At 45.2% G+C, this 21,207-nt stretch carries 15 protein-coding genes and 1 tRNA gene; 6 read left to right on the top strand and 10 right to left on the bottom strand.

Annotated elements, in window-relative coordinates; genetic code table 11:
• Window positions 1-37: 37 nt before the first annotated feature.
• Window positions 38-110, bottom strand: a tRNA-Lys gene (locus tag AC1DCV_RS30805).
• Between the two features lie 114 nt (window positions 111-224).
• Here AC1DCV_RS30805 and AC1DCV_RS30800 point away from each other — a divergent pair.
• Window positions 225-803, top strand: a complete 579-nt coding sequence (locus tag AC1DCV_RS30800) for a YdeI/OmpD-associated family protein (RefSeq protein ID WP_477026767.1) — start codon at window positions 225-227, stop codon at window positions 801-803.
• Window positions 804-840: 37 nt separating this feature from the next.
• Here AC1DCV_RS30800 and AC1DCV_RS30795 read toward each other — a convergent pair whose 3' ends face one another.
• The 3 genes from AC1DCV_RS30795 to AC1DCV_RS30785 all read right to left on the bottom strand — a co-directional run bounded on the left by AC1DCV_RS30795 (window position 841) and on the right by AC1DCV_RS30785 (window position 2,459).
• Complete coding sequence (locus tag AC1DCV_RS30795; RefSeq protein ID WP_477026766.1) at window positions 841-1,563, bottom strand: nuclear transport factor 2 family protein; 723 nt, start codon at window positions 1,561-1,563, stop codon at window positions 841-843.
• A 264-nt stretch (window positions 1,564-1,827) separates the two neighbouring features.
• Entirely contained in the window at window positions 1,828-2,028 is a 201-nt protein-coding gene (locus AC1DCV_RS30790) for a hypothetical protein (RefSeq protein ID WP_477026765.1), read from the bottom strand.
• A gap of 62 nt (window positions 2,029-2,090) precedes the next feature.
• On the bottom strand, window positions 2,091-2,459 hold the full coding sequence (locus AC1DCV_RS30785; RefSeq protein ID WP_441575227.1) for a YccF domain-containing protein: 369 nt from the start codon (window positions 2,457-2,459) through the stop codon (window positions 2,091-2,093).
• Window positions 2,460-2,913: 454 nt separating this feature from the next.
• On the opposite strand from AC1DCV_RS30785, the gene AC1DCV_RS30780 reads away from it, so the two are divergent.
• From AC1DCV_RS30780 to AC1DCV_RS30765, 4 genes are all read left to right on the top strand, one after another.
• Window positions 2,914-6,345: a SusC/RagA family TonB-linked outer membrane protein gene (locus AC1DCV_RS30780; protein WP_477026764.1), complete on the top strand. Its 3,432-nt coding sequence runs from the start codon at window positions 2,914-2,916 to the stop codon at window positions 6,343-6,345.
• A gap of 32 nt (window positions 6,346-6,377) precedes the next feature.
• Entirely contained in the window at window positions 6,378-8,069 is a 1,692-nt protein-coding gene (locus tag AC1DCV_RS30775) for a SusD/RagB family nutrient-binding outer membrane lipoprotein (protein ID WP_477026763.1), read from the top strand.
• A 116-nt stretch (window positions 8,070-8,185) separates the two neighbouring features.
• Window positions 8,186-8,317, top strand: coding sequence for a hypothetical protein (locus AC1DCV_RS30770; RefSeq protein WP_477026762.1), 132 nt, complete (start codon window positions 8,186-8,188; stop codon window positions 8,315-8,317).
• A 63-nt stretch (window positions 8,318-8,380) separates the two neighbouring features.
• On the top strand, window positions 8,381-10,459 hold the full coding sequence (locus tag AC1DCV_RS30765; RefSeq protein WP_477026761.1) for a LamG domain-containing protein: 2,079 nt from the start codon (window positions 8,381-8,383) through the stop codon (window positions 10,457-10,459).
• A 119-nt stretch (window positions 10,460-10,578) separates the two neighbouring features.
• On the opposite strand, the gene AC1DCV_RS30760 is transcribed toward AC1DCV_RS30765, so the two are convergent.
• From AC1DCV_RS30760 to AC1DCV_RS30740, 5 genes are all read right to left on the bottom strand, one after another.
• Complete coding sequence (locus AC1DCV_RS30760) at window positions 10,579-12,570, bottom strand: glucosidase family protein (protein ID WP_477026760.1); 1,992 nt, start codon at window positions 12,568-12,570, stop codon at window positions 10,579-10,581.
• 43 nt (window positions 12,571-12,613) lie between these two features.
• Window positions 12,614-14,254, bottom strand: coding sequence for a RagB/SusD family nutrient uptake outer membrane protein (locus AC1DCV_RS30755; protein ID WP_477026759.1), 1,641 nt, complete (start codon window positions 14,252-14,254; stop codon window positions 12,614-12,616).
• Between the two features lie 20 nt (window positions 14,255-14,274).
• Entirely contained in the window at window positions 14,275-17,637 is a 3,363-nt protein-coding gene (locus tag AC1DCV_RS30750; protein ID WP_477026758.1) for a TonB-dependent receptor, read from the bottom strand.
• Window positions 17,638-17,792: 155 nt separating this feature from the next.
• Window positions 17,793-19,061, bottom strand: a complete 1,269-nt coding sequence (locus tag AC1DCV_RS30745; RefSeq protein ID WP_477026757.1) for a FecR family protein — start codon at window positions 19,059-19,061, stop codon at window positions 17,793-17,795.
• A 58-nt stretch (window positions 19,062-19,119) separates the two neighbouring features.
• On the bottom strand, window positions 19,120-19,683 hold the full coding sequence (locus tag AC1DCV_RS30740; RefSeq protein WP_477026756.1) for an RNA polymerase sigma-70 factor: 564 nt from the start codon (window positions 19,681-19,683) through the stop codon (window positions 19,120-19,122).
• 177 nt (window positions 19,684-19,860) lie between these two features.
• On the opposite strand from AC1DCV_RS30740, the gene AC1DCV_RS30735 reads away from it, so the two are divergent.
• Window positions 19,861-20,454, top strand: a complete 594-nt coding sequence (locus tag AC1DCV_RS30735; RefSeq protein ID WP_477026755.1) for a 2OG-Fe(II) oxygenase — start codon at window positions 19,861-19,863, stop codon at window positions 20,452-20,454.
• Between the two features lie 56 nt (window positions 20,455-20,510).
• On the opposite strand, the gene AC1DCV_RS30730 is transcribed toward AC1DCV_RS30735, so the two are convergent.
• Window positions 20,511-21,191 (bottom strand): hypothetical protein, encoded by a 681-nt coding sequence (locus AC1DCV_RS30730; protein ID WP_477026754.1) that lies wholly within the window; start codon window positions 21,189-21,191, stop codon window positions 20,511-20,513.
• Window positions 21,192-21,207: the final 16 nt, after the last annotated feature.

Below are 21,207 nucleotides of genomic sequence, written 5' to 3'. Positions count from 1 at the left end.
ATTTATGCGGCTTTGATACTGTTTGTATTCTTTGTTGTGATCCCCTTGGGACTCGAACCCAAGACCCATACATTAAAAGTGTATTGCTCTACCAACTGAGCTAGGGAATCGTTTCATTTAATGGGAGTGCAAAAGTAGGAATTAATTCAATACTTCCAAATTTTTTTTAAAAAAAGTTATAACCCCAATGCATACACGCTGATCAATACTGTATCTTTATATGTATGACAAGACCTAAAGAAATACCGGAATTATCCTTCGAAACCCAGCAACAATGGGAGAAATGGCTGAAAAGCAATCATACGCAAACAGACGGTGTATGGCTGGTCATCTATAAAAAAAATTCCAAAATCCCTTCCATTAATTATGACCAGGCCCTGGAAGAAGCCCTCTGTTATGGATGGATAGACGCTATAAAAAAGTCAAAAGACGAAGTATCCTTCCTGCAGAAATTTACACCCCGACGCGCCAAAAGCATCTGGTCTGAAAAAAACACCAAACATATAGAACGCCTCACCGCCGAAGGAAGAATGAAACCCGCAGGCATTGCCCAGGTAGAAGCAGCCAAAGCAGACGGGCGTTGGGAAAATGCATATGCTGCAGGCAGCAAGGCCACCATCCCGGAGGATTTCATGGCAGCACTGAAAAAAAATAAAAAAGCCCAGGCATTCTTTGACACCCTGAATAAACAAAATTTATTTGCTATCTATTTCAGGTTGCAAAATGCAAAAAAACCGGAAACAAGAGCCAAACGCATCGCTACTTTTATTGACATGCTGGCAAAGCAGGAAAAATTTTATTAACCAGGCCGTTGAAATAAAACGGCCTGGTCGATAGTAATTATATCATCCCATTCGCATGAGGAAGAACAGCAGGAATAACCTGCGCCACCCGCCAATGTTCTGTCAGCAGATTATTTTCCAGTCTGCAGATATCATAAAAAACAGCCGGCACCTCTCCCCGCTTTCCCGTCCACTGCACCAACACAAAATCTCCTTCTCCTATAATGCGATGAACCATTACCGGCCCCAGCTCCGCTAACTGTTTGTCCAGCCGGAATTGTAAAGGATCATGCGTAATATAGTCCGGCGCCAGAAAAGAAGCATGGGGCTGGTGAAAAAAATCCGCTACCAGTGTCTTATTCTCCCCAGTCTTCCCAATATCCGTGATGGTAGTGGTACCTCCTGTCATCGTCACATCGCCGGGAGCATATATGGGCTGTTCCTGTGTAGCATCCCAGTGTTCAGCCAGCTTCCCCTCTTCGAGGCGGTAAAGGTCCACAATGGCCATTTTCTTGCCCATAAACGCCACATCCATATGCACCATTACATAGTCACCATCAGCAATGGTACGCACCACTGGCGATTGGCTGTTGCCCGGCGGAGGCGGCATTTTCTTCAGGTGCTGTAATGCCTCCAGCAGCCCCGCTTTACCGTCTTTTACCATGGGGCTGTGCTGAATATAGGAATCGTTCAGATACGTATCGATTACATCCGGATTCCGTTCTCCGATAAGGTGTTTGAATGCCGCCAATACAATGGCTTTATTATCTGTAGTTGTCATGCAAGTAAGTATTTTAAAGGCAAAAGCTTGCCCGTAGCGCGGTTGCGCCGGAAAAATTATTTGTATAGTCCGGGGGAATTAGTGAAAGGAAACCCTGTTCCCTTTCGGGGAAGACGGATTTTTTACAATCCTGATATGATATGTGGAGATAATTATTATGCTGTAAACTTACCCTTTTATTTGGGATAAACACAGATTTACCTTTCACAAAAAAGCGCGCCCGGATACCGGACGCGCTTCGATTGCTTTTATAAATGCCGGAACTCAGCCCATGGCATTACTGTAAACGCCATCTGCCTCATTTTTTGCTTTGCGCATATATTTACGCATAGTACCTGTCGATTCCTTCATGGCATCTTTGGCATCTTCCAATAGATTTCCTCCCTGACGACGTTTTCTGAGATATAATATAACCAGGGATGCTGCTGTACCAACAGCTGCTGCTGCGAATAATATCTTTTTCATATTTCCCGTTTTAGTCCGAAATAGAAAACCAATAGTCATGCCAACAGCGGCACACACAACCGTTAATAGATTTCCTTGCCAAACGGGGTAAAACTAAGGCTCATCAACTTAAAGTGCTGACGCGCAAAGGGTATCCCGATGATGGTGATCGCCAGTAATAAGCCAAATCCAAGATGTGCCAGCGCAATCCAGATACCCCCGATAAATATCCAGATAATGTTAAAAATGGTAGATAAACACCCCGTTTGTCCGGGTACATCCCGCACCTGCCGCCCAAAAGGCATCAGGGTAAAGAAACCTATCTTAAAACATTGGAGCCCAAAGGGGATACCGATAATAGTCAGACAAAGCAATAGACCGCTGACCATATATTGCAGAAATGTAACAAGGCCACCAAAGATGAGCCATAGGATGTTGCCGAGTAAGTTCATACCCCAAATGTAAAACGGAAGAGGGATATTCAGGAAAATACTTGATAATTTATTGCAAAAAACAAATGTTTTTGTGACAGAATAGTAGCTTAACGATGGGTGTATCGAAATTTCACAACTCCTTGCAATCACTCCCCGACAGGAAGATACCACCTTTATCGCTTACTGAATGGAGCAGCACTAACGGCACCTGGCTATTAATTATTCCCTACTCTGTTATATTCGCGTATACAGAAGCAGAATTCTATTAAAAACTATCCTGACCAGCCGAACATTTAAATAATAAAAGTGTTCTTTAGAGTGGACGATGTAACATTCCCTTTCCGAAACAGTAAATAGTATACCTGTAATTATCAATCGTAGCCGTAAAATAGCCATCATGACTCAATAAGCAAATCGCACGCAATTATTCAGCTATAGCCGTAATGATTTATCAACCTTTAAAAAAAACTGTATGTGGAAATTTCTACACTCCTGCAAACGCAGGGCTATCTCGTTGTACCTTCTCCTCTGTTGCACAGCAGCATTCGCGCAAAACATCAAAGTGACAGGTAAAGTCACCGCCGCCAACAAAGAAGCAATTCCAGGTGTGTCTGTGCTACTGAAAGGCACCAAAACAGGCGCCATCACCGATGCCCAGGGCATCTATTCAATCAACGCACCAGGCAACGGCACCATCGTATTTAATGCCGTTGGGTTTGTCAAACAGGAAGTCGCGATCAATAATCAGACAGTCATCAACGTTTCGCTGGTAGAAGACAACAAACAACTCGGCGAAGTAGTAGTAACAGCACTGGGTATCACCAAAGCAAAAAAGAGCCTGGGATATGCCACTACGGAAATCAAAGGCGCCGACCTGGCTGTCACCAATGAAGTAAATCCCGTAAATGCCCTGCAAGGCAAAGTAGCAGGTGTTCAGATAGACCAGGGTGCCGGCGGACTTTTCGGAAGCACCAAAATCGTGATACGTGGTAACTCCACCCTGAGAAATAATAATCAACCCATTTTTGTGATAGATGGGGTGATTATCGAAAACAATACGTTCAATGGTACAGGACGCGACTTTGGGAACGACCTGAAAAACCTGAACATGGAAGACTTTGAAAGCGTTACCGTACTCAAAGGATCTTCTGCCGCCGCCCTCTACGGCTCCCGCGCCATCAACGGTGTTATCCTGATCACTACCAAAAAAGGACATGAAAGAAAAGGTTTAGGCATTAACGTTAGTCAGACGATAAACGTTTTTAAACCCTACTCCGGCCCCGATTTCCAGAATGAATACGGCGGAGGAACAGTAGGGGCATTTTACACTGATAGCCGTGACCAGAACTACAAACCCACCGAAAACTGGAGAACAAAAGTGTTTCCGACAGATCCGGTTACCGGCAAACCTTATATCKACCGGCAGATAGGCAGGGAACTGGAAAACTGGGGCCCCCGCTTCGCCGGACAGGATGTAATCAACTATGATGGTACCCCCACCAAATATGTAGCTCAGCCCAACAACTTCATGGACGCCTTTCAAACCGGCCATGGCTCTGCTACCAACATATCGCTAGATGGTGGTAACGATCGCTCCACCTTCCGGGTGTCTTATACCCGCGACCAGAGCGAAGGTATTGTTGCTAAAAACAGTCTGCTTAAAAATAGTATAGACTTACACGTTACTCATATCGTCAATAAATGGCTGAGCGCCGATGTCAGCGCCAACTACACCGATTTCTCCGGCAGAAATCCTCCCAGACTCGGAGGACTCGATGCTTTCGCCTCCTATAACTTTGGTAAACTGTTCACCTGGCTGCTACCCCGTAACTATGATACCAAATACTGGATGCAGAAAGATAAATATACCAGCATCCTCGGCGGAACACCCAACCCGGCAGATCCCAATGAACCTAATAAAGCACCGGAATCACGATTCTGGTTCAACCTCTTTGAAAATGAATATCTCCAGAACGAACAAACCATCCGCGGTCGCGTAGCCCTTACTGCTACTATTAATCCGTGGCTGAAAGTGGTGTTGGAAGGAAATGTCAATAACMTCTACACCAGGAATGAAGATAAAGAACTGGGACAGGATCCGAATTTCAATGGCGGCCTGTATGGCCTGGGACATACCAGCAAAGAAAGCTATTTCCTGAAATGGATGGCAATGGTCAACAAAAGTCTGACGAAAGACCTGGACCTCAGCGGCTACATCGGTGGAGAAACCCAACGGTTTCAAACTACTTACAACTACAGCAAAACCGATGGAGGCCTGAGTTATCCAGGCAACTACTTCCTCGCCAACTCTGTTAATAAACCAATTGCACAAGGCGGTCTGAAAAGCAAGAAAGCTTTCAACTCCATTTATGCCAGCGCCGATCTGGCCTGGAAAAATCAATTGTTCCTGCAGGGAACTTTCCGGGGCGACTGGTCTTCTGCACTGACTTATACAAATGGTACCGGTAACTTCTTTTATACCTATCCCGCAGTAAGTCTTTCCTGGCTCTTTTCAGAAACATTTAAACTACCGGAATGGATTACCTACGGTAAATTCAGAGGCAATATTGCATGGCTGGGTAATGATACAGATCCTTTTACCATCAACCCCGGATTCGCCTTTAACGGCTACACAGAATCCCGTGGCGTAGACATTCCTATCTCTACCTACAGTCGCTATACCGATCCGCTCACCGGCAAAATTATAGCACTGCAGCCCAACCTGAAACCAGAAAGAAAAATTGCCAAGGAGCTGGGGATAGAAATGCGTTTCCTCAAAAACAGGATAGGATTTGATGTTTCTGTATACCAGGACAACACAAAAAAACAAATCCTGGACATAGGCACTCCTCCTGAATCCGGCCTGGAAGGTGTTATCATCAATGCCGGAAACATCCGGAACCGTGGCCTGGAAATCACGATCGATGGTACCCCTGTTAAAACAAAAAACTTTGAATGGAACACCAATGTAAATTATTCTCTTAACAGGAACATGATCGTGGACCTGGCCCCCGGCAGATCCGAATATGACCTGAAAGCGAATATCGGAGAAATCAGTACCTGGGCAGTAGTAGGTAAATCCTATGGCACCTTGCGTACACTTATCCACTCCAAAGCCTATCAGGCTACTGATGCCAATGGAAAGCCCATAGCAGATCCCAACAACGGAAAACCAGAACTGGCCTGGCGCTCAGATGGCCGTACCGGGTTCCCTGTCCGCAGCAATACTTTGCAGGATGTAGGAGATATCAACGCCAAATTCCGAGCAGGCTGGGGCAATACGTTCCGGTACAAAAATATTTCACTGAATATATTACTGGATGGTAAATTCGGTGGAGACTTTGTACTCCTCACCTACCGCTATGGTACACATACCGGCGTATTCCCTAATACCCTCGCCGGCAGAGATGCAGAACACGGTGGCATTACCTGGAAAAGTGGATACGATCAACAGGTGTATGATGACGGCCTGATACCCGATGGTGTATTTGCCAAAGGGCAGATGATTACCCAGCCTAATGGTACACAGGTAAATGTAGGCGGTATGACCTATCAGCAAGCCTATGATAAAGGCTACGTGGAACCAAGCCATGCGCCACAGTTCTACTATCGCTATGGCTCTTCTTCTACCGGCGTATCCGATTACTGGATTAAAAAGAACTCGTGGATCTCGTTGCGTCAGGTATCACTGGCCTACCAGTTCTCTCCGCAACTTTGCAAAAAAATGATGCTCAATAATCTCAGTGTCGCTATAGTAGGACGCGATTTATTATACCTGTACAATTCACTGCCTTATAATTACAACCCGGCATCCAACAACTCCAATAATACAGCATTCTCCGGGGAAGAAGGATTTCTGCCCATGGTACGCTCCATTGCAGGCACTATCCGGGTAGGCTTCTAGGTAAAAAATTGTACTTACTAAAAACAACGACCATGAAAAATATAATAAACCGATCTATAAAATACTGCATACTATTGGCAATGCTGGGTAGCAGCTCCTGCTCCAAAAATTTTGGGGATATCAACACAGACCCCAGCCTTGTAGCCAAGCCGGATGTTAAATTCCTCCTTAGCTTTTCGCAGGATAAAATCATCACCTACCAGGGAACAGAATGGGTATACGAAAGCATGGAGCAACTCATGCGCTTTACGCAGGCTGTCACCACCAGCCCGTATGAAATCACCGGCAATGTAAATACCCGCTATAATATTTACTACCTGCAGATTTTGCCTAATCTTTTTGAAATAAGAAAACAGGTGGAACTCATGCCTAATAAAGACCAGTACCAGAAAATAAAAATGGTCACCTACATTTTACAGGTGTTGCATGGCCTCAAGGTAACAGATATGAATGGCTCCATTCCATATACACAGGCTATAGAAGGACGCTATGATGCGATGTACAGCCCCGTGTTTGATGAGCAGTCTGCCTTAATTAATAATTGGCTCACCCAACTGAATGATGCTATCAAAGTGCTATCAGATAACACGCTGCCTACCCAGGTCACTTACTCACAATCAGATATCTTTTACCAGAGCGATTGGGTGAAGTGGGTGAAGCTCGCCAATACGCTGAAGCTCAGAATAGCTGCCAGGCTGGAAAATGCAGACAATGCAAAATGTAAATCCATCTTCCAGGAAGTATTAAAAGATCCGACAGGCGCTATCAACGGAGACGATTCACAGGTCAAATATCTTAACAGTACCTATTCACCGTTTGGAAGTAGCACCGACGTTGATTATCGCAGTCGCCGTTATGCTACCACTTCCATTATGACGTTCCTTAAAAAAAGCAACGATCCGAGGTTACCTGTATATTTTGAAAAAAATGACCTGGTGGGTACGTATAAAGATAGTCTCGCTTTCTACCATGTCACCCTTCCTGCATTTATAAATCCAAATGATCCGCTGATCCAGTTCCAGGGGGGCCCGGCCGATTGGACCACCAATCCTACTGTAGCCGCTTATATCGGCAACTCATTTAGTATTGGTCCTTTTACCAAGTACAACCTGATATCAGCGATCAATCGCAAATTCTTCTCTCCAAAACTTAATCAGTCAAAAGATAATTTCCTCGATGTTTCTGTAACGTATGCAGAAACCTGTTTTTATATAGCAGAATTTATACAGAAAGGATATGCAGGGGGTGTAGATACAAAAGGTACAGCAGAAGACTGGTACAAAAAAGGTATTACTTCTTCTATCCAAACCAATAATGCCATTGCCATCGCAGCCGGCTCTGCCACCGCCTATACCGGCGATGGATCTACAGAAATCGGCAACTACCTGAATAATGCCAACGTAAAATTCAATGGCAGCAATAACCTGGAACGCATCTATATACAGGAATACCTGAGCTTTTACCGGCAGCCCAATGAAGCGTATGTTTTTTGCAGACGCACAGGCTACCCTAAAAATGTATCTGCGTATTATGCCAGGGAAACCTTTAATGAATTAATACCTCGCCGGTTCTGGCTATTAGATCCGGGAGAAGTAAACCGCGCTAACTGGAATGCCGCCATGCAGCAACAGGGCTTTACGCCCAATGCACAGGACCTTCCTACACTTAGCACACAAAGAATATGGTACGACAAATCGGCACCTGATTTCGGTAAAGGGCAATAAAAAAGGACAATAAAAAAAGGAGAGGCCGTACCATTTAATTATGGTACGGCCTCTCCTTTTTTTATATTCTCTCCAAATGATTTAATCATCTTCATACAGATATAAATACCCGCTCTATGCCCCTAAACAGGTATTTATACCTGTTTTCAGAAACACTCATTTACTCTCTTATTCAGGCCGGCAGATCGATGGACATTTGTGGAGAAGGATGTGCAGCTGCCAGCACAGAAAAAAACAGGTCTGCCTGACTTGACAATAAGCAGGGGGTGAAACCGAAAAACCATAACAGAGTAGGACCAAAAAATACACTTATGAATCTCGGATTAACAATGCGCTGGGGATATAGCGCGCTTCAATTCAATGGAAACACGTATGCTTATTTCCCATCCGACCTCCTTAACAACATGAGGTCGTTTACGTTCGAAGCAACGATCCTTTCAACGACAGCAACGGGGACCATTCTTGACAATGCATCATTGGGGGGCGGCATTTTTTTCAACTTCTCCATTTCCAACGGACATTTGTATTTCACGGCGATGAATAATAGCAAGAAGTCGTTCTATGTAACATCTTCAACGCCGCTATCACTACAGGAATGGCATCAGGTGGCAGTTACTTTTGATAGTGACAGGCAATTGATCACGCTGTACCAGGATGGAAATGAAGTAGGTAGTGCCCCCGTACAAGGGATTCCTTGTCAGGCCATACCGATTCATACCCATATCGGCGTCGGAAAAAATCGGAGTTCATCCGGGTACTCAAACTTCTTCGAGGGGCAAATGGCACGTGTAGCCATCTGGAAATCGGCCCGGAGTACTTTTGAAATCGTGGAAGATGCATTGGCTATTGTTCCTCCCCCGGCAACAGGAACTGATCTCGTTTTATGGACAGACTTCACGGAAATGCCAACGGAAGACCGTTCCGGTAATGCTATTGAAATCACCTACAGTACACCTCCACCCAGCTATCTTTATAATATCCCTTCGGTAGGGATACCACAAAATGGTGCTATTGATTGCGGTGTCTATCCGGAATATAATTTCGGTGGCCATCAGCCATACACCATTGAGGGCTGGTTTAACCCCTCCTCCACAGCGGATATGGCCGTAATGGTGGCCTTTGAAAATGGTGGGCAATGGCAATACTATATTCAGTACGATAAAGTCAACAGCCGCATCATTGCAAAACGGAATTCAGATGGACAAGCCATCTATTCCAAGGAACAGATCACGGAAGAACGTTTCTATCACTTTGCCGTTTCCTATAATGGAGATTCAAAAATGATGAGCCTCTACGTGAATGGAAACCTGCAAACAGCCGAATATTTCCCCAGCTCAGTAGCAAATGTTGATCAGGGTCAACTCACAATAGGCGGAATCGGCTTTATCGGTTACTTTCAAAACGTCCGTTTATGGAAAGATTGCCTGGATCAGGCAGAACTCCGTCAATGGATATTGAATGATGTTATTACCGATCCGAGACTGGTAGCCAACTTCGACTTCACCACTACTCCACCAATGGATTCAATGGGTCATACTGTTCAACTATTGGGTGGTGCTACCAACATGCTTGCAACAACTACCCTGGAACTGGCAGACAGAAAAGCCCAGCTAGGTGTTTCCATGCCTATCAATTCAAGCTATTTTAATAGCGTGGATGAAGCCCCCCTTCCTCCTCCGGTCATAAAATCTGTTGATCAGCCTGAACTATCCGCCGCTGTTCATAAGGAAAAAACATTTACAGACCTGGTTAGTTTCTGGAAGGTGGATGAAGAAAAACAAAATGCTTTCCGGGAAGTATTTGAAAAAGCATATGCACAGGCAGAAGAAATGTTATCAGAGAATGAAAATCTCCGGAAAGTTTATACAAGAACAGATGAAAATGGAAGAACAAAGATCATATACCACGGCCTTCGCGGAGACGCACTCATTTATGACCGTCCAATAGGAGAAGTAAGTGACTGCACTATCTGGTGGATAACTTTTATCTTCACCATCTCTGTTAAATTCTTGGGCATATTCCTTCCGCTTCCGGTTTTCTCGCCCTTCAACCAGATTCCCACTAAAATTTTCAACCTTGTTGTCAAGAATGCAAAACTATTGGCAAAAATCACCGCTTTAGTCGGCACTACGATCGGCGTTGCTTCCGGGCTGGATATTATAACAGAAATGCATCGTGAAAAGGTTTTATGGCCCATTTTAAAATTCGTGATAGTCTCGGCAGGTTGGTTTGGGCTGACTGCTATCATTGCAAGAGCCTTTACGATGGCTACCGGCATAGTAGCAGCAGAAATACTGGCCAAGTTTATTGTATGGGCTGCACAGCTGACGAAACTTTCACTGGAATATAACGGGAACTGCGGAAAATTGGCCGAGAAAGCTGCTGCTTAACAAAAAGCTATTAGCAGTTGCTGATAACTTTTATTTAAGCAGGGACAGAGTTAAAATAAAAAGAGAAGCTGTCTCATAACTAAATGAGACAGCTTCTTTAATAGTTGAAATTTTAACGACTAATCCGGCAACACCACCGGAATCACATCTTTCCCATTCCAATTTCTTTCAGTCACTACTTTTCCCTTATTCATGACCGTTACCTTCCATTGCTTACCCGAATGCTTTACTATAATATCCATATCCCCATCAAATGCCCGGATATGCCGTAACGTCATATTATTCCAGGTAGCAGGCAAACGCGGACACATATCAAACTCACGTAATCCCGTGGGCACAATGCCAAAAAGCCCTTCCGTAATCACACGACAATACAATGCACTTTCTGCGGAAAGATGTCGCTGATCCCCCTCCGGCCAGGCCTCTACCGGGTAAGGTACATGCTCTCCCAGTAAACGCTGCCGCGTATAATAAGCCAGGTATTTCAGGGTGGTATCGGTAGCTCCCGCAAAGAAAAGTCCACGGAAAGCATATAAAGTAGACCGATCCCAGAAAGTATGATCTCCTGCCGCAGTGAGGATACCATTGCTGGTCCACAGGTATGGCGACAACAACGCTTTCATGGTCGCATCACGGCGTTCATTGATGCCCATTACCAGGGGCAAACAGATCCAGGAACGTAACACCGTATTTTCTTCGTAATAACGATAGGTATCAAAACCCTGTACTGTATGTCCGAAGAAACGTTCTATATCACTACCCAGTTTTTTAGCACGTTGATGATACAATGCTGCCGTGTCCTTATCGCCGAGTGCAGTAGCCAGATAGCCCGCACTCTGGTAAGCACCATAGGCCAGGGCGTTGGTAGATAAGTTAGCCTTACCCGCCGGAAACCGGCCTTCCAGCTCATCGGCATCGGAAGTAATAATACCATCCTGTCTTTTGTGCAGCTCCAGGTACTGCAGGCACCAGTTGATCAACGGATACAACTGCTTTGCAATCGCCTTATCACCCGAAGCCAGCGCAAAACGTGCTGCCCCATAAGCAATCATGGCCTGATCGCCGCGGTCGCGGGCTCCATTCCAGTATCCATCTCCCTCTGCAATCACAGAACTGGGAATAGGCCGATACGCCGCATTCATATAGCGGGCAAATAAGCGAAAACTATTCACCGCCGATTCATTACCATTGGCATTACCCAGAAAAGGGAAAAACGGGTTGGCATATTCTGCCTGATCGTTTGCCCAGATCGCTGCATAATAAGCACCGCCTCCGGGACCATGCATCAAACCGGCTTTGGTATCATAAATACTTTCCGTAGCCCGGATTTTGGCAAAAGCAAAACCCCGGTTAATGGTATCATTAGGTGTTTCCAGTACAAGGTCCTGCATCAGCTCCTGCACAAAAGCAGTTCTGCGCAATAGCTCATAAGCCGGCGAAAAATAATAGGCAGGCGTACTGATTTTACGGGCGCTATAAATAACCGCGAACGAATGCTTTTCTCCCGGCGCCAGCTCAAAACTGCCATAGCCGGTTACTTCCGACCGGATCACATATTCCCCGTATACCCCTTTATCTGCCGCAGTATGCTGTTCACTCACCAGGCTATCGATTTGTACACGACAGGCACGGGCGCCATTATTTACCAGCTCCCGTGATTGAATAAACCCTGCCTTGTCTACCGATGGAAATAATACATCCGTCACCGTTAGATCTGTGTTGGTTCGGGAATGTATGCTCAGAAATCCTTTTAAATAAAAATCTTCCGGTAATACTTTCAACGGTACACCGTTTGCCGTAATAGCCGGTAGTTCTGTACCATCGAAATTCGTTTTCAGACTGGCATGTGTGTTGTTGGGAATGGTACGCAGCATAGGAAACACCAGCTGCTTCTTTACCAGCAGCTCCTGCTGATCATTTGTACCATAGGTAATAATAGCAGAAAGCTGTTTGCCACTCATTTCAATATGATCCGTATGCGCAGGAGCACCGGCTACGGTCCAGCGGATACCGCCGTCTGTCGCCAGTGTCCAGCGGGGTGACTGCGCACGGACAGATCCTGTAATACATAACCAGCATGCCACTGCCAGGAAAAATCTGATGGTATTCATGTAAAACTATTTTAAGAAGAGGGCAAACAATGGACGAATGTAATTAATAACCCGGATTCTGCGTCAACTCACTATTTTTATTCATCTCTTCTTTAGGTATAGGGAATAGGTAGTTATTCACGTTAAATTTCCGATCCTGCAAAGTAAGATAGGTATACTTAAAAGTACCATCTGCTTTCTTTTCAATACTCACTCTTTTCAATGGTAAATTATCTGTTACCTCTGCAATCTTCCAGCGGCGCACATCAAAAAAGCGATGTCCTTCAAAACACAGCTCTATGGCCCTTTCATGATAGATCCTTTCCCTTAGCTCCTCACCGGTAGCCGTGACATCCGGTAACTGCACACTGGCACGGGAACGTACCAGGTTCAGGTACTTGCGGGCCGTTACTTCATCATGCTGTTCAAAAGCAGCTTCTGCGTAGTTAAGATAAATTTCACCCAGTCGGAAAGCAATCCAGTTCTGCGCACTGCCACCAAATATGTTGGTATTGGTTTCATCTGCATACTTGCGCCAGTTGTAGCCGGTGAAGCTGGCATTCCAGCTGTCTACACTGCTCTGCGGACTATCCATACCACCAATAAAGTACTCTACATTACGGCCTTTGAATGGTGCGCCATTAAATAAAATATTGGCATAAAAACGTGGATCACGGTTGTCATACGGGCGGGCCGCATCATATCCGGATGCAGGATCAGTGATCATTTTACCGCTCTTCATTTCAAAAGCATCTACCATGTTCTGGGAAGGCACATAAGCGGAATAACCATGTGATCCGTTAGGATAAATATAAACATCTATCGAGTTATCTGCATAGGTAGCGTTCATTCCGAAAGAGAAAATCGCTTCCGGCGTTTTCTTATCCAGGAAGATCTGCTTGTAATCCGCCCGCTGATCCAGCCGGTAGTATCCCTGATCTGCCAGGTCTATGACTGCTTTGGCCGCATCTCCCGCCAGTTTCCATTTGTTGGGATCAACAGGGTTACTATTATGCAGCTTACTGGCAGCATACAACAACGCCCTGGATTTAAAGGCCAGCACCGCTCCTTTGGTAACGCGCCCGGTATTAGCACTATTATAAGTAAATGGTAATCCTGGTAAAGCCTCATCCAGCTCTTTTATAACAAAAGCCATCACCTCATCATAGGTATTCCTTTTTACGGTGAAATTCTTGTCGGCAATAGTATAGGATTTGGTAATCAATGGAACCCCACCATAGCGGGATATCAGGTCAAAGTAACACCAGGCCCTGATAAACTTCATCTCACCGATTAAACGACTTCTAAGGGTTTCATCACCCTTTACCCCTGCTATTCTTTCAAAAAAGATATTACAGCTGCGGATATATGCATAATCATCGGTCCAGTTATCAAGACCGGTATAATCCGGTGTAATCTGTCCCAGGTTAAAGCGAAACTCCCCTTCGTAGTTCCAGTGATCATATCCTTCATCGGAGGCGCCGGAAAGTCCCGTAGTACTGGCTTTGCTGGAGGCATCAATAAAATGCGGCAGTATCCAGTATCTCGAATTTACATATGCTTCCACCAACCGCAGATCAGACCACATCACCTCGTCTGAGTAGCTCATCGGAGGCTGTTTATCCAGTAAGTCTTTATTACAGGCAGATAGTCCCATACACACACAAAAGCCGCCTACAAAAAGTTTATATATCGTTTTGTTCATGATTGCTGATTAATTAATGATTACAAAGAAATATTCACACCCATGTTAAAGATCCTCGTTTGAGGATAGTAGTTACCCGTTACCGCATTCAGCTCCGGATCATACTTCTTCACGTGGCTGAACACCGCCAGGTTGAAGCCATTTGCATATACTCTCAGGTATTGCAGGTTTAAACGGGAGAGAAATGTAGCAGGGAAAGTGTAAGATAATTCCACGGTTTTAAGACGCAGGAAAGAAGCATTCCTCAGCCAGAAATCAGACTGACGGTTGGTGATATCATTGTCGCGGTCAAAAGATGCGGGCATGCTGCCATTTGGGTTGGCGGCCGTCCAGCGATCTTCGTACATCCATAATGGTGGTGTTAACGCGCCGCCATTCTGGGAAGGCAGGATCAGCATTTTAGCGCCGCCCTGTCCCTGCAACAGAATGTTTAAACCAATGCCTTTATAATTAGCTCCCAAAGTAATACCATAAATGCTGGTAGGGTTGGCACTTTCGAATACCCTTACCCGGTCATCGGAGGTAATTTTTTTATCGTCATTCACATCTATATAGCGTACATCGCCGGGCTGCGTGCCTGCCGGATGTATAGAGCCATCAATTTCGGCCTGCGTATGGTAGATGCCCTGCGTTTTATATATTAACCAGGAATTCATCGGATGGCCCTGTATCCGCTGCCATGCCGGTGTACCTGCTGCTTCGTCATTGAATACAACTTTGTTTTGTGCATAGGTATAATTGAATCCAACATTATAGCTGAAGTCTTTATTCACCCGGAAGTGATGTGCGGCCTCCACTTCAAATCCATGCTTGTTGACAATCCCGATATTCTCCGGAGGTAAACTGCCGGTGAGCCCCGTAGATGCCGGTATAGAAGCATTGCGCGCTACCAGGATATTGGAACGGCGTGAAGTAAAATAGTCTACATTCAGCGTAAACATTCCTTTGAGGAAGGAGGATTCCAAACCGATATTCTTAGTTTCTGCTACCTCCCAGGTAATATTTGGATTAGGAGAAATACCGGCAGAAAGACCAGGCACCCTTTGCGGATCATCGCCGAAATACACGCCATTGTCTTTATTATATTGTAAGATGTATTGGTAAGGATCGATTTTATCATTCCCCATTTTACCCCAGGATGCTTTTATTTTCAGCTGATCCAACAACGTGATGTTGTTCTTAAAAAAGGGTTCCTCTGAAATGCGCCAGCCTACAGATACACCAGGAAATGTTCCCCATCTGCTGTTTTTAGGAAAGTTAAAAGAACCATCATACCTCAATATCACTTCCGCCAGGTATTTATCTGCATAGCCATAGCTCACCCTTCCAAATACGTTCTGCCTGGCTACCTGTCCTGCTTTACCACTGTTGTCTTTGTCTTTATCAGCACCCAGGGAAATCTGATCTACCTGGTCGCTCAGGAAATTTCTTCGCATCGCGGTAATACCTTCGTCATATCCTTCACTTTGTTCATAGGCCACAAATCCGCTGATATCGTGCATATGGAACGTTCTTTCATAGGCCAGCTTTATGTTATAAGTCTTGTTGCTATAATTTCTGAAACCTTCGTCCAGCTGCATTGGCTTCTGTTCATTCCTGATGTTGTTATAAACTTTGGCGGCGGGGTCATAGCGGAATGCATCCCAGTTATTGAGGAAAGCTTTATCGTTATGAAACTGGAAATCATAGGCTGCCAAACCACTCAGGGACAAGCCTGGTGTAATAGACGGCAGTTTGAGATCAAAAGAAAAGTTCGACTGCACGAAATAATCTTTTACTTTATTGTAACCGGTAGCGCCGGAGGCCATCAGCACGGGGTTGCGACCACCTGCCAGACCAGGACCCGGTAATCCGTTCGGATAATAATCCGGCAACGTAGGATACGCGGATAATGTTTCACCAAAAATAGATCCGCTGCTATAATTGGAGTAATGACGGTCTTCCACACGACCCGATACATCTACCGCTACCCTCAGGTTTTTGGTAATGCTGGCGCCCACATTTGACCGTAAATTATACTGGTGAAAGTTAGTGGCCGACTTACGATAAATTCCATCCTGGTAAAGGTATTCACCGGAAATAAAATAGTCCACACGATCACTGCCACCATTTACCGACAGCGCATGACGATTTTGTGGAGAATAATTTTTGATCACAGAATGATACCAGTCGGTGTTGGGATGTCCCAGCGGATCGCTGCCATCTGTATATTTTCGTATATCCTCATCCGTGAAAAGCAGGGGCTTGTTGGAGCGGGCATATTTTTCATTCATGTAGGTAGCATACTGCCCTGCATTCAGCAGCTTGGTAATATAGGTAGGCTGCGACAGGCCATAGCTGCCATTATAGGAGATAACAGGTTTGCCGGGCTTACCTCTTTTGGTGGTAACGAGGATGACCCCGTTCGCCGCCTGTGCGCCATAAATAGCTGCAGATGCATCTTTCAGCACCGTAATACTTTCTATGTCATCGGAGTTAAGGCGTTCGAAAGCACCACGATTGGCCACCCCATCAATAACAATCAACGGGCTGTTATCATTGAGAGTACCTTTACCGCGGATGAGAATACTGGAATAATCATTACCAGGTTCGCCACTGCGGTTATTGGCAATAACGCCGGTGATGCGGCCTGCGAGGGCGTTGGACAAGTTCGGGGCAGGGCTTTGTTTCAGTTCTGTTCCTTTTACACTGGAAACGGAGCCGGTCACATTTACCTGTTTTTTAGTACCATAACCAATCACTACTACATTATTCAATGCAGAGATACTGGCTTCGAGCACTACATTAATCGCTGTTCTGCCACGGATGGCTTCCTCTTTTTTCTGATATCCTACAAAAGAAAACACCAGGATACCGGTACCATCTTTCAGGCGAAGGCTATAGTGGCCGTTTGCATCGGTTTGTGTACCGTTGCCGGTATGTTGCAATCCTATGCTCACACCAACCAGGGGCTTACCATCGGCATCTCTTACCGTACCGGTAATTACGTGTTCCTGTACGATCGCTGTTTTAGCGGGTGCTTCAAATACCACTACTGTTTTGTTGGTGATACGATAGCCCAGTGGCAGTCCGTTGAAGCTGGCATCGAGTATTTGTGCAATGGTAGCGTCATGCATGGATACACTGATGGCTGGCATCTTTTGTACATCTTCATCATTGTACAAAAACTGGTAATCACTTTTTTGTTGCAGAAAATTAAACAGGCTGGAAATCTTAGCGTCTTTCAGGGAGACCGATAATTTAATTTCCTGGGAATAGCTGGCGGCACGTAACTGCAGTATACATGCCAGTGTAAGGAATAAGGTAAGTCGCATTGTACGGGAGATAAGTACCAGCAATAGTTTGTCGTCCGGGAGGTACCCGGCGCTTGCTTTTTTTTTCATAACTTTGTTAAGCATAATAGTTAGACAATACCTGTCTGTGTCCTTTTCACAAATACAAACAGGTTGTTTGGCATTATTAGCCGGGGGTGTTTGCGCATTCCCGGTTTTTTTGATTCTGGTTACATGGAATTATACATACTTGGTTGATTAATTATTTATGGACGACCAGGTAAAACCCTTAACAGTTGTCCTTCCTGTGAGAAACGTACTTTACCCGTTGTCTCCAGGAATTGTAGTATTTCGCTTAATTGTTCACTTCTTATAATTCGACCGGTGAAATGGGCATTCAGATCCACTCCGGCTTCTTTCACTATAACAACATTATACCACCTGGATAATTCATCGAGGATACCCGACAGTGGTTCGCTACGGAATATAAACAATCCTTTCTTCCAGGCGAGGACTGCATCCATATCAGCGGTTTGCAGGGTAAGACCAGTTCCTGCGAGTGCCTGTTGCCCGGGCTGTAATACCTTACTTTCAGAACTGTTTGCGGCACTCACTTTCACGGCGCCACTGACCAGCGTAGTACGTTCATAACGTTCACCTGTATACGCTTTTATATTAAAGGAGGTACCCAGTACCTGTATAGCTGTTTTGCTGGTATGTACTACAAATGGATGTGCCGCATCGGGAGCCACTTCAAAATACGCTTCCCCATTGAGTTCCACGTTGCGTTCCTTGCCGGTAAATGCGGCAGGAAAGCGCAGGCTGGTGGCAGCGCCCACCCATACACGACTACCATCCGGGAGCACTACTTTATAGTCCATTCCTTTTGGTGTAACCAGCTGTTGCAGTGCTATGGCCGCACCTTCTGTCTGGTTGGTATTTACCGGATACAGCAGGCTGCCGGCATCGTTGCGGGCGATGGTACCATCCATGGCGCGGATCGTTTGTGCCCCTGTTTTATTCAATGGAATCGCTTCCTGGTTATCGATCAGGAGCTGTACAGTGTTAGGCGCTTGTTGTGGTAAGCGGTTTCGTTGCTGCGCAACAGCCGGAGGATGAGTAGCTGCACGATGAAAATGGAAGAAATACCATCCGGTGGAAACTGCTGCCAGCAAAGGAAGGACGATAGCGGCATATCGAAGCAGCGGCCGCAGTCGGGAGGGACGTTTTGCTGACAGATGAGCTACTGCGAGGGAGGACACCTCAGCGTCCTCCTGCAGTTGCCTGGCGGTTTCGCCATCCGTGTGAATACGTTGCATCAGATGCGCAAATGCGTCGCTGTCATTCGGCTGCTCCAGTTGAGCTACCCGTTCGTTCAGGTGATCAGGATCTGTGAGCTGTTGCCACAGTGCTTCATGATCAGGATCTTCCTTTCTCCAGGCTTGCAGCGTCAGCATTTCTGCAGGCGTAATCTGCCCGGTGAGTTGCCGGGATATAAGTTGTGCGATTGCTAAATTTTTGCGGATACCTTCCATAACTGATGATACATAAACAACCAGTTGGAAAAAGTGGGTGAAAAGAAAAGCGATTTTTTTAAAGTATTTTTCCGAAGAGGAGTAACAGCTGGCAGGGCTGACTTTTAAGAATGTCCCGCATCAGGCGCAGGGCGCGTTTTTTCTGTGTTTTCACTGTGTTAATCGATACGTGCAAACGTTCGGCGATTTCATGATTACGCAGTCCTTCAAAATAACTGAGGTGTATTACCTGCTGGCATCCTGGTGGCAGTTGCTGTAATGCCTGTTGTATTTCTCCCGCTACTTCTGCTTCTATAAGGCGGAACAGGAGGTGTTTATCTTCCGGAGCGGGTGGTTGGGTGTTGTTATACCGGCGAACTACTTTTTCGTGTTTATAAATGTTGAGGCATTTATTTTTTACGGTGAGATATAAAAATACTTTGATGGCAGACTGGTCACTGAAACTATCCATCCGCTGCCACAGGGCAACAAAGGCTTCCTGTACCAGGTCGGCGGCTTCGTCTCCAACAGGTAACATCCCTTTGGCAAATAATACTAACCTGTTATTAAACAGTTCAAATAACGTGGCGAATTGCTTTTCTTTTTCCTGTTCCGGTAGCTCAGCACGCAGTTTATCAGTCATGTGGCAGGGAAAGTTTCAATATACTTCCGCGGTGAAATTAGGAGATTGAAAAATAAAATTCTATCAGATATTAACCTGTTATAAAAGAATATTAACCATTAACCGTGCAAAATCCTTTAATTCCAGCTACCTTCACCGAACTACGGATAATTCTGTCCCTATAATCTCTCCTTCTTTTTGCAACAGTCCTTTGACACATTGATCAACAGCTTCATTGAAAGCAAAGTAGGTATCTCAGAAAATTTTTTAAGTATTCAGCTTGCTAACGACTTAAAGGAAAACCTGTTACATCTCTATTCCGAAAAAAGCATGCTGGCGGCAGGTACCGGCAATCAACAACTGGTAGCGCACGACAAAGCCGTTCGCGGCGATGTAATCTATTGGCTGGATAAACAGCATAACAATGCACATGAAAATGCATTCTTTGCGGTCATGGACGAGTTCATATTGTACCTGAACCGCTCCTGTTATACCGGGATCACCGGGTATGAATTTCATTATACGCTCTACGAAGCGGGCAGCTTTTATAAAAAGCACCTGGATCAGTTCCGCAATAATGACAGCCGGCAGTTTTCTATGATTATCTACCTGAATACCGACTGGATCCCCAATGATGGCGGACAGCTATCTATTTATCATACCGGTGGAGATGAGCAGCATATAAATCCCAGCAGTGGCAAAACTGTTTTCTTTAAAAGCAGTGAGCTGGAACACGAAGTATTGCTGACGAATAAGCCCAGGATGAGTATCACGGGCTGGTTGAAGCGGTAAAGTATAAGGATCAGGTAAGGGTGTGATTGCTTTAACAGCGATCACACCCATCAAATTTATTTACTGTAATTATAGGCCTGTACTACCATTTCAATTTCATCTTCCGTATAGTCGTGGCTATTAATGAACTCCACAATACCAGGTTTATCGGAGAGAAATTCGGCCAGCTCTTTTTTGAAATGCTTTGCCTTTTTAGGCACTTCCTGCACGATATCAGCATTTTTCTTTTTCAGGAAGAACCGGGAAGTGGCGACCTTTCGCGGCCCTGGTGAGTAACTATTACCGGGTGCCCTAAATGATGTGCCTCCGCTTCCACCTCCCCACACTTTGTTCTTTTCAAAATAAACCATGTACAAACAGAGATCTCCACTAATACGCAGTTCAGCAAAGCATTTGGAGAACTTTGCGTTTGTCAGGCTAACTGGTAGTTTTACGTTGGAAAGGGTATGAAAATCTGCTTTGTCGCCGTCTTCATGAAATCCTATGCACTCATCTGCTGTAATAGTGACCACCTTTGCTCCAATAGATTCTTTAAACCGGAAACTGGTAGGCGACTCGAAAGTATATTTTATCAAACCGCTTTTCTTTGTGGAATCAGGCAGGTAATAGTATCCGGTGCTGTAATAGCTTTCTCCGTTCAGACCACCATCAAAAATTTTTTGTGCAGATAACGTACTGCTGTATAGTCCCGAAAAAAAGATCAGTGTACATAGTACTAAAAAACGAACACTCTTCATGGTATAGGTATTGGGC

It is taken from the genome of Chitinophaga sp. 10T418 (genome assembly GCF_056394125.1).
Note: the sequence above shows the minus strand (reverse complement) of the source record. Positions and strands in the feature narration are given on the sequence as shown.

Excerpts from the sequence above, each read along its gene's own strand:
- AC1DCV_RS30745 (WP_477026757.1), bottom strand. The coding sequence starts at position 19,061 with ATGGAAGGTATCCGCAAAAATTTAGCAATCGCACAACTTATATCCCGG.
- AC1DCV_RS30760 (WP_477026760.1), bottom strand. The coding sequence starts at position 12,570 with ATGAATACCATCAGATTTTTCCTGGCAGTGGCATGCTGGTTATGTATT.
- AC1DCV_RS30770 (WP_477026762.1), top strand. The coding sequence starts at position 8,186 with ATGCCCCTAAACAGGTATTTATACCTGTTTTCAGAAACACTCATTTAC.
- AC1DCV_RS30755 (WP_477026759.1), bottom strand. The coding sequence starts at position 14,254 with ATGAACAAAACGATATATAAACTTTTTGTAGGCGGCTTTTGTGTGTGT.
- AC1DCV_RS30730 (WP_477026754.1), bottom strand. The coding sequence starts at position 21,191 with ATGAAGAGTGTTCGTTTTTTAGTACTATGTACACTGATCTTTTTTTCG.
- AC1DCV_RS30765 (WP_477026761.1), top strand. The coding sequence starts at position 8,381 with ATGAATCTCGGATTAACAATGCGCTGGGGATATAGCGCGCTTCAATTC.
- AC1DCV_RS30800 (WP_477026767.1), top strand. The coding sequence starts at position 225 with ATGACAAGACCTAAAGAAATACCGGAATTATCCTTCGAAACCCAGCAA.
- AC1DCV_RS30740 (WP_477026756.1), bottom strand. The coding sequence starts at position 19,683 with ATGACTGATAAACTGCGTGCTGAGCTACCGGAACAGGAAAAAGAAAAG.
- AC1DCV_RS30775 (WP_477026763.1), top strand. The coding sequence starts at position 6,378 with ATGAAAAATATAATAAACCGATCTATAAAATACTGCATACTATTGGCA.
- AC1DCV_RS30785 (WP_441575227.1), bottom strand. The coding sequence starts at position 2,459 with ATGAACTTACTCGGCAACATCCTATGGCTCATCTTTGGTGGCCTTGTT.
- AC1DCV_RS30750 (WP_477026758.1), bottom strand. The coding sequence starts at position 17,637 with ATGAAAAAAAAAGCAAGCGCCGGGTACCTCCCGGACGACAAACTATTG.
- AC1DCV_RS30795 (WP_477026766.1), bottom strand. The coding sequence starts at position 1,563 with ATGACAACTACAGATAATAAAGCCATTGTATTGGCGGCATTCAAACAC.
- AC1DCV_RS30790 (WP_477026765.1), bottom strand. The coding sequence starts at position 2,028 with ATGAAAAAGATATTATTCGCAGCAGCAGCTGTTGGTACAGCAGCATCC.